We start from the raw sequence: 15,142 nt of genomic DNA, 5'->3' as shown, positions 1-15,142 counted from the left end.
TGAAATGGACAGGGCTTGGAATTCACACCTTCTGCGTCGCCGCAAGAAAGCGTGATCCCTGTCCTATGGAGGTACTACCGGCCATCGGCCGAAAAGGAAACCGTTGGCAGGCGGAACCTGCCGCGTCCTCGCGTTGACAAGCTGGACTGAAGCTTGAACATGTCTGGACGTTAGAGCGAGGTGCGTCCATTCGGACGCACAAAGTACGCTCTAAGACGTGGAAGTGACGCATCGTGCTTTCCGAAAATCGATTCCGATTTTTGGGCCGATGCTTAAGCAGTGTCTGGAGGGGTATTATGGCAATGCGCGCGGCTCGTGGTCTGTCGATCCTTTTCCTTCTCTTTTTCGCCTGGGGCGGTATCGCGCAAGCGGCCGAAGCACGCCGGGTGATGACATCGGACAATTCCGATTATTTCGGTTTCGACCTCAGATCCGATCAGAATGTCAGCCTCGACCAGTGCAAGACGACATGTCTCGGCGATCCCGCCTGCCGCGCCTTCACCTACAACCCCAAGGCCAAATGGTGTTTTCTCAAATCCGACTATAACACGCTGAAGCCGTTCAACGGCGCCGTCGCCGGCAAGGTCGTCAACATCGATGGCGACCCCGACATCGGCGCGGCGCCGGACCTCGTCTTCTTCCCCGCCTGGATGACCGACCAGGCCCAGCAATATCGCAACATGCTCACCGGCCCGGCCTATACCAAGCCTACCGATGGGCTGGCGGCGCTGAAGCAGGCGGCGCAACAAGCGTCGCAGACCGGCGACCGCCGCTCGGCCATGCAAAAATACGAAGCTTTGGTTTCGGTATTGCCCGACGACGGCCAGCTCTGGCTTGAACTGGCGCGGGAAACGCTCGCCGTGCCGCCAACCGCCAACAGTGCGGAGGCGTCCACACTGCCCGCGAACGCCACCTCCGCCGCCTTCAATGCCTACAAATTGCTGCGCACCACAAAAACGCGCGCCGAAGCGCTGGCACTGCTCGGCGACGGGCTCGATCGCCGCGACCTCTCCCGGCCGGCCCTGCAGGCCTACGAAGCGAGCCTCGCGCTGGTCAATTCGTCTTGGGTCTCGGCCGCCTATCAGGACCTCAAGGCCCGCAAGGGCTTCCGCGTCGTCGATCACACGGTCGACGCCGACACCGGCGCACCGCGCATCTGCGCGCAGTTTTCCGAGGATCTGGTCAAGACCGGCGTCGACTATTCGCAATTCGTCACCGTTGACAACGCCGCCCCCAAGGGCGTCGAGGCCAAGGACAAGCAGATCTGCGTCGAGGGGCTCGAGCATGGCCAGCATTACGACGTGACCTTCCGCCCCGGCCTGCCGGCCGCCATCGGCGAGGTGATCACCGCACCGATGGTGCTGTCGATCTATGTGCAGGACCGCGCCCCGTCAGCCCGCTTCACCGGCGACAGCTTCGTGCTGCCCGCCGGCGCGCGCCGCAGCGTCCCGGTCGTCACCGTCAACATGAACGCCGCCGAAATGAAGCTCTATCGCATCGGCGACCGTTCGCTGACCCAGCTTCTGTCCGGCTACCAGTTCCTGCGCCAGCTTGACGGCTACGACATCTCCAACATTTCCGATCAGATGGGCGAGCCGGTCTGGCAAGGCCAGCTCGACATCGCCAGCGACCTGAACAAGGAAGTCACCACCTCCTTCCCGGTCGACGAGGCGCTGCCGCAGCGCAAGCCCGGCGTCTACGTGCTGACCGCGCAACCGGTCGACGAGAATGACGACGACTATGATTCCCGCGCCACGCAATGGTTCGTCGTCTCCGACATCGGCCTGTCGACCTATACCGGACAGGATGGATTGAACGTCTTTGCCCGTTCGCTCGGAACCGCCAAGCCGATATCAGGTGCTGAACTGACGCTGCTCGCCAGGAACAATGAAATCCTCGGCACCGCGACCACGGACGCGGAAGGCCGCGCCGTCTTCAACCCCGGCCTGACGCGCGGCGACGGCGGCATGGTGCCGGCCGTGCTGACGGCCAAGCAGGGCGACAGCGACTTCGTCTTCCTCGATATGGGCCGCGCCGGCTTTGACCTGTCCGATCGTGGCGTCACCGGGCGTCCGGCGCCGGGCGCGCTCGACGTCTATGCCTGGACCGAACGCGGCATCTACCGCGCCGGCGAGGACGTCCACGTCGCGGCCCTTGCCCGCGACGGCGCCGCCAAGGCGGTCGAGAACCTGCCGCTGACCTTCATCTTCACGCGCCCCGACGGCGTTGAGAACCGCCGCATCGTCAGCGACGGCGCATCGGCAGGCGGCCATGCCGTCGACCTGCCGCTCGAACCCAACGCCATGCGCGGCACCTGGACGGTGGCGATCCACACCGATCCCAAGCAGGCGGCGGTCGCCAGCCACATGTTCCTGGTCGAGGACTTCGTGCCGGATCGCATCGAGTTCGACTTGTCCTCCGACAAGCAGGAGATCGCGCAGGGCGAAACAGCCAACGTCACCGTCGACGGCCGCTTCCTGTATGGCGCGCCGGCCGTCGGGCTGGCGCTCGAAGGCGAGCTGACGCTGTCGACCACCCGCGACTGGGACCGTTTCAAGGGCTACTCCTTCGGCCTCGCCGACGAGCAGTCGGCGGAACCGTCGGTCACGCCGTTCACCGGGCTGCCGGTGGTCGGCGAGGACGGCAAGGCGACCTTCCCGGTTTCCGTCGACCAGTTGCCCTCGACCACCAAGCTCGTCGATGCCAAGGTCACGGTCAGGATGCGCGAGACCGGCGGCCGCGCCGTCGAGCGCTCGCTCAACATCGGCATCCGGCCGCAGGGCCACATGATCGGCATCCGCCCGGATTTCGACGGCGACGAGGTGCCGCAAGGCGGCACGGCGAAGTTCGGCCTGATCGCCGTCGACCCCGGCGGCAAGCGTGAGGCGCTGCAGGGCGCGCAATGGTCGCTGGTCAAGGTCGAACGCAGTTACCAATGGTACCGCTCGAGCAATTCCTGGAACTATGAGCCGGTAACGTTCACCAAGTCGGTGGCCAACGGCCAGGTTGACCTGACCGCCGATGGCGAGGCCACCGTCTCGCTGCCGGTCGACTGGGGCCGCTACCGGCTCGAGATCGAGACATCGGATCCGGAAGGCCCGGCGACCAGCTACGAGTTCGACGCCGGCTGGTATGTCAGCTCCACCACCACCGAAACGCCCGACGGCCTCGAGATCGCCCTCGACAAGGATACCTATGCGGAGGGCGAAGTGGCCAAGCTCAAAGTGTCGCCGCATTTTGCCGGCGAGCTGCTCGTCACCATTGGTGCCGACAAACTCTTGAAGACCGTCACCGCGACCGTTCCAGAAGGCGGCAGCACCGTCGACATCCCGGTCGGCGACGACTGGGGCGCAGGCGCCTATGTCACGGCAACGCTGTTCAGGCCGGGCGATGCGCAGGAAACGCGCATGCCGGCGCGCGCCATCGGCGTCAAATGGCTGAAGGTCGATCCGGGCTCGAAGAAGCTCGCCGTCACCTTGACGCCGCCGGACAAGACCATGCCGCGCCAGCAGCTGTCGATCCCGGTCTCGGTGGCCGGCGTGCAGCCGGGCGCCAATGCCTATGTCATGGTCGCGGCCGTCGATGTCGGCATCCTCAACCTCACCAATTACAAGGTGCCGGATCCGGAGACCTGGTTCTTCGGCCAGCGCATGCTCGGCCTTGAAGTGCGCGACCTCTACGGCCGCCTGATCGACGGCTCGCTGGGCACGTCAGGCAAGCTGCGCACCGGCGGCGACGGCGCCAACATGCAGTCGCAAGGCAGCCCGCCGACCGAAAAACTGGTCGCCTTCTTCTCCGGTCCGGTCCAGCTCGACGCCGACGGCAAGGCGCGGATCGATTTCGACATCCCGCAGTTCAACGGCACCGTGCGCGTCATGGCCGTCGCCTGGACCAAGGACGGGGTCGGCCATGCCCAGTCCGACGTGATCGTGCGCGATCCGGTGGTGATCACCGCCGGCCTGCCGCGCTTCCTGGCGCCCGGCGATTCGGCCGTCATGCGGCTCGACGTCGCCGACACCGATGGTCCAGAGGGCGACTATGCACTGTCGATAGATACCACCGGCGGGCTGTCGATCGGCACTGCCGCCCTGCCCGAGAAGCTGACGCTCGCCAAAGGCAAGCGGCAGACGCTGACCGTGCCGCTGATGGCTGAGAAGCCAGGCAACGCCTCGATCACGATCAAGCTCGCCCATGCCGACGGCACCGCCGTCGAGCAGACGCTCTATGTTCCGGTGCGTCCGGCGCAATTGCCGGTGACCACCCGCATGGTGGTCGACCTCAAGGGCAATGGCGGGTCGCTGCGCGTCGACAAGGAGCTGCTGGCGGCAAGCGTGCTCGACGGCGCTTCGGTCAGCGTCGGCGTTTCGCAGGCGGCGGCCTTTGACGTGCCGTCGCTCCTGATGACGCTCGACCGCTACCCCTATGGCTGCGCCGAGCAGACCACCAGCCGCGCCATGCCGCTTCTCTATGTCAACGAGATGGCCTCGGGGATCGGCATGGCCAGCGACTCCGATCTGCGCGGCCGCATCCAGGACGCCATCTACAAGGTGCTGAGCTATCAGGCCTCGGCCGGCAGCTTCGGCCTTTGGGGTCCTGGCTCCGGTGATCTGTGGCTCGACGCCTATGTCACCGATTTCCTGACCCGGGCGCGCGAGCAGAAATACGACGTGCCGGCCCTGGCCATGAACCAGGCGCTGAGCAATCTGCAAAATGCGATCGGCTACGACCAGGACGTCAAGGGTCGCGGCAGCGAGATCGCCTATGCGCTCTATGTGCTGGCCCGCAACAAGAAGGCTTCGATCGGCGACCTGCGCTACTATGCCGACACGCAGCTCGAAGCCTTTACGAGCCCGATGGCCCTTGCCCAATTGGCGGCAGGCCTGGCGCTTTATGGCGACACGCAGCGTTCGGAAGCCACCTTCCAGGCCGCCCTGCAACTGGCCCAGTCGACCTCCGCATACGACTACTACAGGTCCGACTATGGCTCGCCGCTGCGTGACGGCGCGGCGATGCTCGCGCTCGCCGCCGAATCGAAGCCGGTGCCGACGATCGTGCCGGCGCTGATCACGCTGGTGACGAAGGAACGCGCCGCCGTCAGATGGACCAGCACCCAGGACGAGTCCTGGATGATGCTGGCGGCCCGCGCGCTGAAGGCCGGCAACGATGCGATCGCGCTGACCATCAATGGCGCACCGCATGTCGGCGCCTATTCGGAGCAGATCGCCGGCAGCGACCTGGTCGATAGCCCACTGACCGTCGCCAACACCGGCAGCAACTCGCTGCAGGCAGTCGTCACCACGGTGGCCTCGCCGATCCAGCCACTGCCGGCCAGCGGCAACGGCTTCACCATCGGCCGCACCTACTACAAGCTCGACGGCACCGAAGCCAATGTCACGGAGGCGACCCAGAACGAACGCTATGTCGTCGTGCTCAAGATCTACGAGCAGAACAAGTGGCCGTCGCGGCTCGTGATCACCGATTTGCTGCCGGCCGGCTTCGAAATCGACAATCCGGGCCTGGTTTCCAGCGCCCAGTTGTCGAACTTCTCCTGGCTGGCCCAGACCGACGCCGCCCATCTCGAATTCCGCGACGACCGTTTCGTCGCGGCCTTCAATCCGAACGACGGCGACGGCGACCGCAACATCACGCTCGCCTATGTCGTGCGCGCGGTGACGCCGGGCACCTATGCCCATCCGGCGGCAACGGTCGAGGACATGTACCGGCCGCAATATTCGGCCCGCACCGCGACCGGGATGATGGAGGTCAAGGCGCCGTAAGGCGCCGATGGCGAACAGGAACATGGCGATGGCACCTTCGCAAAGGATTTCGCCAATCTTCAGCGCTGCAGAAAGGGAGCCGAGGTTGCGGCCGGCTCTCCCTTCTCCCCTTGTGGGAGAAGGTGGCCGAGCGCAGCTCGGTCGGATGAGGGGTGTTCCAGCTTGGCACCGATAGCGCTCTGGCCAGCACCCCTCAACCGTCTTGGCGCTGCGCGCCAATCCACCTTCTCCCACAAGGGGAGAAGGAAGAAGGGCGGAGCGATGCTCTCCAGAAAATTCCTACGCCGAACGGCCATCACCGCCGCCGCTTGCGCCGGCCTCATGGCCATCTCCGCCGCCACCCTTTGGCAGCTCGACCGCGCCTTTCCGCCGCCGCTGCCGGCCGAACCCACTGTGTCGACCGAGGTGCTCGACCGCGACGGCCAGCTTCTGCGCGCCTTCGCCACGCCGGACGGCTACTGGCGGCTCGCCACCCGCCTCGACCAGGTCGACAAACAGCTCGTCGACATGCTGGTGACGTACGAGGACAAGCGCTTCTGGGACCATCAAGGCGTCGACGTGCTGGCGCTGGCCCGCGCCGCCGGTCAGTTCGCGACCAATGGCCGTATCGTCTCCGGCGGCTCGACGCTGTCGATGCAACTTGCCAGGCTGGCAGAGCCGCGCGACAGCCGCAGTCTCGGCTCGAAGATCAAGCAGATGCTGCGCGCGCTACAGATCGAGCGGCGGCTCACCAAGCGCGAGATCCTCGAACGCTATTTGACGCTGGCGCCCTATGGCGGCAACCTCGAAGGCGTGCGCGCCGCCTCGCTGGCCTATTTCGGCAAGGAGCCAAAGCGGCTGACGCTCTCGGAGGCCGCCCTGCTCGTCGCGCTGCCGCAATTGCCGGAAAAGCGCCGGCCCGACCGCAACCTCGCGATCGCTCACGCCGCTCGCGATCGGGTGCTGGCGCGCATGGTTTCATCAGGCCTGCTTGGCGAGCGCGAGGCCGCACGTGCCGCGCTCGACGACGTTTCAGCCATCCGCCGCACGCTGCCGGCGCTCGCCGCCCACGCCGCCTATGCGGTGCTGCCCAAGGCCGTCCCCGGCCAGAAGCTGCAACTGACGATCCGCAAAAGCGTCCAGGAAGGGCTGGAACAGGTGGCCAGGGATGCCGCAACCAGGCTCGGGCCCCGCCTGTCGGTCGCCATGGTGCTGGCCGACGCCCGCACCGGCGAAATCCTCGGCGAGGTCGGCTCGGCCAACTTTTTCGACGCCAGCCGCTCCGGCTGGATCGACATGACCAGGATCGTGCGCTCGCCAGGTTCGACGCTGAAGCCGTTCATCTATGGGCTCGCCTTCGAGCAGGGACTGGTCGCGCAGGAAACTCTGATCGACGACAGTCCGGCGGATTTCGGAGGCTATCGGCCGAAGAATTTCGACATGGGCTACCAAGGCGACGTCAGCATCAGGCGGGCGCTGCAACTGTCGCTCAACGTGCCGGCGATCAGGGTGCTTGACGCGGTCGGACCGGCGCGGCTGCTCGCGCGCTTCCGGCAGGCCGGCGTCACGCCGATCCTGCCGGTCAACAAGGCTCCGGGTCTCGCCATCGGCCTTGGCGGCGTCGGCGTGACGCTGCGCGACCTCGTCCAGCTCTATGCCGGGCTTGCCAATGGCGGCAAGGCGCATACCCTGCGTGACGGCACCGAGCCGGCCAATGCCGAACGCTCCACCACTACCATCCTCGACGATCAGGCGAACTGGCAGATCACCGACATATTGTCGGGCGTCAAGCCGCCCGAAGGTGCGGCCCAGCGCGGCATCGCCTACAAGACCGGCACCTCCTACGGCTACCGCGATGCCTGGTCGGTCGGTTTCGACGGGCGTTACGTGCTGGGCGTCTGGGTCGGCCGTCCCGATGCCGGCGCGGTGCCCGGCCTGTCCGGCTATGTCTCGGCCGCACCCATCCTGTTCGAGGGCTTTGTCCGCGCCGGTCTGGCCGCCGTGCAACTGCCAAGCCGGCCGGCCGGCGTGGTCAGACCCAGGCGCGACGATCTGCCGGTGACATTGGCGCGCTTCGGTTCTGGCGCCGATGGGCTGGTGCAGGCGACGCCGACCGAGCCCGCGCCGACGATCATCTTTCCGCCTGACGGCGCCCGCGTCGATCTCGACACCACTACCGCCGAAGCCTCGCCACTGGTGCTGAAGCTGCAAGGTGGCCGCGCGCCGTTCCGCTGGCTGGCCAACGGCAAGCCGCTGGTCGGCATCGACCGGCGACGCACCACGACCTGGCAGCCGGACGGCGCCGGCTATTCGACCCTGACCGTGATCGACGCGGCCGGGCGCGCGGCCAGCGTGAAAGTGTTCGTTGAATAGAATGCGCCAAGCGATTCAGCGCATTGCGTTTTGCGCCCCGCTGTTGGCTGCCGGTATTGTCCCCGTCTTTTCCGCAGACCTCCCCGCCGGCTTCGTCCGCCTTGCCGACGTTGACCGCACCGTCCGGCAGGACATCCGCTATGCCGGCACAGACAATTTCCTGCACCGCAAGGCGACCGGCTACGACGCGCCGGTATGCATACTCACCGAGCGAGCGGCGGAAGCGCTTTCCGGCGTCCAGAAATTGGTTGCCGCCGAGGGGCTGACGCTGGTCGTCTTCGACTGCTACCGCCCTGCCCGCGCGGTCTCCGACATGGGCGAATGGACCAGGGAAGGCGGACCACCCGACCCGCAATGGTACCCGGCGGTCAAGCGCAAGGACCTCATCGCCAAAGGTTACATCGGCGAACTGTCGACCCATTCGCGCGGCTCGACCGTAGATGTCGCCATCGCGCGAACCGACCGCAACACTGCCACCCCGAAACCGGCCTGCGGTGTATCAGATGCCGACATGCTCGATTTCGGCACCGGCTTTGACTGTTTCGACCCAATGAGTGAAACGGCGCACCGTCCGCTCGCCGAGGAAGCAACTGCAAACCGCAAGAGGCTTGTCGAGACCATGCGCGCCGGCGGCTTCAGGAATTATCCGCGCGAATGGTGGCACTTCACGCTGGAAAACGAGCCATTTCCAAAGCAGCGCTTCGATTTTCTCGTCACCGCCGACTGAACCTGTGGCCACCGCGAAAGCAAATCGCGCCCAGATCACATCCAGCCATTGCCGAGGCGCGACCTGTCTCTAGATAGATCGCTTCATGAGCCCGGATTCTGCACCCCGGCGTCGAGAGGAAAGAATTTCTTCGTGAGACCAAAGATCAGCGAAAAATTGCTTCTGAGGGACAAAAAAAGCAACATTGAGTGCATCTAATTTCTACCAATTCGGTAGATTTGAGGTGATCTCAACGGAGGCGTAAATGACCAATCCTCATTTCAGGAAACTGCTCGGCGCCCTTGTCGCTGCATCGGTCCAATTCGGAACACTCGGTTTCGCGTTTGCCGATACCACCATTCTCAACGTGTCCTATGATCCGACGCGTGAGCTATACAAGCAATTCGACGAGGCCTTTGTCGCCCACTGGAAGGCCGAGACCGGTGAGACGGTAACCGTCCAGCAGTCGCATGGCGGGTCGGGCGCGCAGGCCCGCGCCGTGATCGACGGCCTCGACGCCGACGTGGTGACGCTGGCGCTCGAAGGCGACATCAACGCCATCGTCTCGAAATCGCAAAAAATCAATCCCGACTGGCGGACCAAGTTCGAGAACAATTCGGCGCCCTACACCTCGACCATCGTCTTCCTTGTCCGCAAGGGCAACCCGAAGGGCATCCAGGACTGGGGCGATCTGGTCAAGGACGACGTCCAGGTGATCACGCCGAACCCCAAGACTTCGGGCGGCGCGCGCTGGAACTATCTCGCCGCCTGGGCCTATGCCAACGCCAAGGATGGCGGCGACGAGGCCAAGACCAAGGAGTTCGTCGGCAACCTCTACGCCCATGTTCCGGTGCTCGACACCGGCGCGCGCGGCTCGACCGTGACCTTCGCGCAAAAGGGCCTGGGCGACGTGCTGCTGGCCTGGGAAAACGAAGCCTATCTGGCGCTCGACGAGTTCGGCGCCGATAATTTCGACATCGTCTACCCGCCGACCTCGATCCTGGCCGAGCCGCCGGTCGCCGTGGTCGACGCCAACGTCGATGCCAAGGGCACGCGAAAAGTCGCCGAAGCCTATCTGGGCTATCTCTACTCCAAGGAAGGCCAGACGCTGATCGCCAAGAACCACTATCGCCCGTCGAAGCCCGATTTGGTGCCGGCGGAGGACCTCGCCAAACTGCCGGAGATCAAGCTGATCACCATCGACGATCCACTTTTTGGCGGTTGGAAGAAGGCGCAGCCTTACCATTTCGGCGACGGTGGTATATTCGACCAGATCTACAAGCCGGCCCAGTAGGCCTAACAAGCTAGACTCTAGATCAGGACGACATGACCACAGCACCCGCAAAAGCGGGGTGGCGGTTCAGACAGCCGAGCGTCATTCCGGGTTTCGGATTGACGCTCGGCTTCTCTCTTGCCTACCTCACGCTCATCATCCTCATCCCCCTTTCCGGGCTGATCTGGCGATCGGCCGCGCTCGGCTGGGCCGATTTCTGGGCGATCGCCACCGATCGCCGCACCGTCAACGCGCTTGAAATCAGTTTTGGCACCGCTTTCATTGCCGCCGCGGTCAATGTCGTCTTCGGCACGATCGTCGCCTGGGTGCTGGTGCGCTACAACTTTCCTGGCCGCCGCATCGTCGATGCAATGGTCGACCTGCCCTTCGCGCTGCCGACGGCGGTCGCAGGCATCGCGCTGACCACGCTCTACGCGCCGAATGGCTGGCTCGGCAGCCTGCTGGCACCGCTCGGCATCAAGGTCGCCTACACGCCGCTCGGCATCGTCATCGCGCTGATCTTCATCGGCCTGCCTTTTGTCGTGCGCACCGTCCAGCCGATCATGGAGGAGATCGACAAGGAGGTGGAGGAAGTGGCCGCGACGCTCGGCGCCAACCGCTTCCAGACAATCGCCCGGGTTCTGCTTCCGGGCCTCGCGCCCGCCATCGTCACCGGTTTCGCGCTGGCTTTCGCGCGCGGTGTCGGCGAGTACGGCTCCGTCATCTTTATCGCCGGCAACCTGCCCTACAAATCCGAGATCGCGCCGCTTCTGATCGTCATCCGGCTGGAGGAATACAATTATGCGGCGGCGACCGCGATCGCGGCAATCATGCTCGCTTTGTCGTTCGTGATGCTGCTGGTCATCAATCTGGTGCAGACGTGGAGCCGTAAGCGCTATGGCTGACCCGGAGATCAAATCCTACGCACCGCACCACGAAAGCCAGTCGGCGGCAGTGACCGAAAGCCGCCCGGCGAAAGCCGTGCTGATGATCGTTACCTTTGCCTTCCTCGGCATTTTCCTGCTCTTGCCGCTGATCGTCGTCTTCAACGAAGCCTTCGCAAAAGGTCTCGGCGCTTACACGGAGGCGCTGACCAACCCAGACACGCGCTCGGCGATCCATCTGACACTGCTGGTGGCGGCGATCTCGGTGCCGCTCAATGTCGTCTTCGGCATCTCCGCCGCTTGGGCGATCGCCAAATTCGAGTTCAAGGGCAAGGCCTTCCTGACCACGCTCATCGACCTGCCGTTTTCGGTCTCGCCGGTCATTTCCGGCTTGGTCTATGTGCTTTTGTTCGGCGCGCAAGGCCTGCTCGGCGCCTGGCTGAAGGCGCATGGCATCGTCATCCTGTTTGCCGTGCCGGGTATCGTGCTCGCCACCATCTTCGTCACCTTCCCCTTTGTCGCCCGCGAACTGATCCCGTTGATGCAGGAACAGGGCAATGGCGACGAGGAGGCAGCGCTGTCGCTCGGCGCCAATGGCTGGCAGGCTTTCTGGTACGTGACGCTGCCCAACGTCAAATGGGGGCTGCTCTACGGCGTGCTGTTGTGCAATGCCCGCGCCATGGGCGAGTTCGGCGCGGTGTCGGTGGTGTCCGGCCACATACGCGGGCTGACCAACACCATGCCGCTGCATGTCGAAATCCTCTACAATGAGTACAACGCCGCCGCCGCCTTCGCCGTCGCTTCGCTGCTTGCGGGCCTGGCGCTCGTCACGCTGGTCTTGAAAACACTTCTCGAAATGCGCTACGGCGCCGAGATCGCCGCGACGCGCGGACATTAATGCCTGTTGCCCAAAAGTGTGTAGCGGTTTTGGGATAACGACATGCATCGACAAAAAAGGGACGGTTGATGGAAGTTCGCGTTGCCAACGTGCGCAAGGAGTTTGAGCGGTTTCCCGCCCTCCACGATGTTTCGCTCGACATCAAGTCCGGCGAGCTGATCGCGCTGCTCGGGCCTTCCGGCTCCGGCAAGACGACGCTGCTCAGGCTGATCGCCGGACTGGAGCGACCGACGAGGGGAAAGATATTCTTCGGTGAGGAGGACGCGTCGCAAAAGTCGATCCAGGAGCGTAACGTCGGCTTCGTCTTCCAGCACTATGCGCTGTTTCGCCATATGACGGTCGCCGATAATATCGGCTTCGGACTCAAGGTCCGGCACGGGCCGACACGCCCGTCCGCGCAGGAAATCCGCCGCCGGGCCTCCGAGCTTCTCGACCTCGTCCAGCTTTCCGGCTTGGAAAAACGCTATCCGGCGCAGCTTTCGGGCGGCCAGCGCCAGCGCGTGGCGCTTGCCCGCGCCATGGCGATCGAACCGGCTGTGCTTTTGCTGGACGAGCCGTTCGGCGCGCTCGATGCCCAGGTCCGCCGCGAGTTGCGGCGCTGGCTGCGTGACATCCACGACGCCACCGGCCACACCACGGTCTTCGTCACCCATGACCAGGAAGAAGCGTTGGAGCTTGCCGACCGCGTGGTGGTGATGAGCCAGGGCCGCATCGAGCAGGTCGGCACCGCCGATGAAATCTACGACACGCCGAATTCGCCCTTCGTCTACGGCTTCATCGGCGAATCGAGCTCGCTTCCCGTCAAGGTCGAAGACGGCCAGGTCTGGATCGCCGATCGCCCGATCGGCCTCTCCGCGCCACAGGCGCCGCAGGGCGAGGCGACGCTGTTCTTCCGCCCGCACGATGTTGAGCTGGTGGACGAATGCAATGGCTGCATCGCCGGCACGGTCGCCGCCAGCCGCCGCGTCGCCGGCACCAGAAGGGTGGAACTCGAAATCGGCGGCGAGCGCCAGCGGGTCGAGATCGAGCTGCCCGTCGACCATCCGGCGGCGCAGAAAAGCCGGGTCGCGTTCAGGCCGCGGCGCTGGAAGCTTTTTCCGGCCGCTTAGCCGCAAGGCGATGGTGAATCCGGCTGATGGTGGTCGCCTCTTCATGCTGAGCGACATCGACTACCTTTCAACGCGCCTGTAGCGAGAGCACCAGGGTCATCGGATTTTTTGGGGAAGCCGCAAAGCCGTAGTGCTCATAGAAAGCTTTCGCTTCAGCCGATATGGCATGAACAAAAATGCCGCGAATCCCGAGGATCGTCGCGGCATGGCCAGTGCGCAGAACGGCATCTTGCAAGAGCGCTGCGCCTAGCCCCTTCCCTTGCCAGCTTGCGTCCACGGCTAGACGCCCGAGCACAGCCATAGGGACGGGATCCGGCATGTTGCGGCGAATGGCGCCTGGCGCTTCCGCAAGATCGAGCCCACCCGAGGACAGACAGTAGTAGCCGACAACGCGCACGCCTTCCGTTACGACATAAGTGCGCGACGCGCCGCTGACCTGGTTGGCCCGCGCCCTGCGGCGAAGGCATTGATCCAGGCTCTCGGTCCCGCTTTGGAATAGTTCGAGATCGTGGTTGTCGGCAAGAGGCGTGGGCGCCGACAGCATCAGCCCTGCCAGGGCTTGGGCGCATTCATAAGGCGTGCAAAACCTTCGCCGCTCGGTGGCTCGTCAAGAATGTCGAGATAGTGTTGGTAACTCTCGGGATCGACCTTGATCAGCGCTTGATCGAGCAACGTGTCCTCGGCCGCGCGGTAGGCGGCATCGATCATAAAATCGGAGCGGGTTTTACCGCGTATTTTCGCGGCGCGGTCAATCAGAACTCGCACATCCTCTCGGATGCGCAGATTGACAGGCTTGGCGTGGGTTTCAGGTGCAGTTTTTGTCATTGAGGACTCCTCTTTCCCACCATAACACTCCGCATACACAATGTGTATCTATTTCATTGCCTCACTAGGAAGGTGATTGGAAAAGCACCGGCGGAGTGGCGGGAACACACCGAAATGACTCTGCTTGGAAGAAAATCCTAGCAATGGGCTGTCTCGGCAATCTTTTTTCTCACAGCAACACCATAGATCCGGCTTGCATGCCTCGTCGTCTCGGGCATCGCCCGATTATTCTGCGGCATTCGACAAACGACATTTTCAGGAGCCCGTTTTCATGAAGCGATTTTTGCTTGGCGTCGCCACATCGGCCGGCCTGTTCCTGGCATCCTCCCAAGCCTGGTCGGCCGACAAACTGCTGAACGCGTCCTACGATGTCGGCCGCGAATTGTTTGCGCAGGTCAACAAGGCATTCATCGCTGGGCACCCCGGCGTCACCATAGATCAGTCGCATGCCGGGACGTCGGCGCAGGCACGTGCCATCGCCGAGGGCCTCGGCGCCGATGTCGTCACCTTCAACCAGGTCCTCGACATCGACTTCCTGGTCTCGAAGGGTCTTATCTCCGCCGACTGGCAAAAAGACTTCCCCGACAACGCCTCGCCTTTCTATTCGCTACCGTCCTTTTTGGTGCGCGCCGGCAATCCGAAGAACATCAAGGATTGGAACGATCTCGTGCGCGACGACGTCCAGGTGATCTTCCCCAATCCGAAAACGTCGGGCAATGCGCGCTACACCTACCTCGCGGCCACCGCCTACGCCAAGGAAGCCTTCAAGGGCGATGACGCCAAGGTGAAGGAATTCGTCACCAAACTCTTCAACAACGTGCCGATCTTCGACAGCGGCGGACGCGCCGCCACCACCACCTTCGTGCAGCGCGAAATCGGCGACGTGCTGATCACCTTCGAGTCGGAAACCCGCGGCATCAGCAGGGAGTATGGCGAGGACAAGTTCGAGCAGGTGACGCCTTCGGTCAGCCTGTTGGCGGAGTTTCCGGTGGCGATCGTCGACACGGTCGCCGACGAGCACGGCACACGCGATCTCGCCAAGACCTATCTCGACTTCCTCTATACGCCGGAGGGCCAGGACATCGCCGCCCGCAACGGCCTGCGGGCCCGCGACGCGGCGGTCGCGGCCAAATACACGGCTGAGTTTCCCGATGTCCGCCTGCTGACGGTGGAAGATGTCTTCGGCGGCTGGGCCAAGGTCCAGGCCGAGCATTTCGCCGCGGGCGGATTGCTCGACCAGACCTACGGCAGTCGCTGAAGCAAGCGATCTTCGAACTGAAACGAAAGTCGGCTTTTGCCGGCTTTCTTCGTTTTTCGC

At 64.0% G+C, this 15,142-nt stretch carries 10 protein-coding genes; 8 read left to right on the top strand and 2 right to left on the bottom strand.

Annotated elements, in window-relative coordinates; all coding sequences use genetic code 11:
* Positions 1-296 precede the first annotated feature (296 nt).
* The 7 genes from EOC94_RS22370 to EOC94_RS22340 all read left to right on the top strand — a co-directional run bounded on the left by EOC94_RS22370 (position 297) and on the right by EOC94_RS22340 (position 12,999).
* Positions 297-5,777: an alpha-2-macroglobulin family protein gene (locus EOC94_RS22370; RefSeq protein ID WP_127293506.1), complete on the top strand. Its 5,481-nt coding sequence runs from the start codon at positions 297-299 to the stop codon at positions 5,775-5,777.
* Between the two features lie 261 nt (positions 5,778-6,038).
* Positions 6,039-8,129, top strand: a complete 2,091-nt coding sequence (gene pbpC, locus EOC94_RS22365; protein WP_127293504.1) for a penicillin-binding protein 1C — start codon at positions 6,039-6,041, stop codon at positions 8,127-8,129.
* 1 nt (position 8,130) lies between these two features.
* Positions 8,131-8,856, top strand: a complete 726-nt coding sequence (locus EOC94_RS22360) for a M15 family metallopeptidase (RefSeq protein WP_127293502.1) — start codon at positions 8,131-8,133, stop codon at positions 8,854-8,856.
* Positions 8,857-9,100: 244 nt separating this feature from the next.
* Complete coding sequence (locus EOC94_RS22355) at positions 9,101-10,129, top strand: sulfate ABC transporter substrate-binding protein (protein ID WP_095482917.1); 1,029 nt, start codon at positions 9,101-9,103, stop codon at positions 10,127-10,129.
* Positions 10,130-10,161: 32 nt separating this feature from the next.
* Entirely contained in the window at positions 10,162-11,013 is an 852-nt protein-coding gene (gene cysT, locus EOC94_RS22350) for a sulfate ABC transporter permease subunit CysT (RefSeq protein WP_095482918.1), read from the top strand.
* Positions 11,006-11,890, top strand: a complete 885-nt coding sequence (cysW, locus tag EOC94_RS22345) for a sulfate ABC transporter permease subunit CysW (protein ID WP_095482919.1) — start codon at positions 11,006-11,008, stop codon at positions 11,888-11,890. The genes cysT and cysW overlap by 8 nt, the downstream gene beginning before the upstream one ends.
* Positions 11,891-11,958: 68 nt before the next feature.
* Positions 11,959-12,999 carry a sulfate/molybdate ABC transporter ATP-binding protein gene (locus tag EOC94_RS22340; protein WP_126105834.1) on the top strand — a complete coding sequence of 347 codons (1,041 nt, stop codon included), beginning with the start codon at positions 11,959-11,961 and terminating at the stop codon, positions 12,997-12,999.
* Between the two features lie 67 nt (positions 13,000-13,066).
* Here the strand turns inward: EOC94_RS22340 and EOC94_RS22335 are convergent, their stop codons facing one another.
* Positions 13,067-13,543: a GNAT family N-acetyltransferase gene (locus EOC94_RS22335; protein WP_127293500.1), complete on the bottom strand. Its 477-nt coding sequence runs from the start codon at positions 13,541-13,543 to the stop codon at positions 13,067-13,069.
* Positions 13,543-13,824 carry a DUF1778 domain-containing protein gene (locus EOC94_RS22330; RefSeq protein ID WP_095482922.1) on the bottom strand — a complete coding sequence of 94 codons (282 nt, stop codon included), beginning with the start codon at positions 13,822-13,824 and terminating at the stop codon, positions 13,543-13,545. The genes EOC94_RS22335 and EOC94_RS22330 overlap by 1 nt, the downstream gene beginning before the upstream one ends.
* 271 nt (positions 13,825-14,095) lie before the next feature.
* Between EOC94_RS22330 and EOC94_RS22325 the strand changes: the two genes are divergently transcribed.
* Positions 14,096-15,082, top strand: a complete 987-nt coding sequence (locus EOC94_RS22325) for a sulfate ABC transporter substrate-binding protein (RefSeq protein WP_127293498.1) — start codon at positions 14,096-14,098, stop codon at positions 15,080-15,082.
* Positions 15,083-15,142 lie beyond the last annotated feature (60 nt).

It is taken from the genome of Mesorhizobium sp. M6A.T.Ce.TU.016.01.1.1, assembly GCF_003997065.1.
GTDB classification, from domain to species: Bacteria; Pseudomonadota; Alphaproteobacteria; order Rhizobiales; family Rhizobiaceae; genus Mesorhizobium; species Mesorhizobium mediterraneum.
Note: the sequence above shows the minus strand (reverse complement) of the source record. Positions and strands in the feature narration are given on the sequence as shown.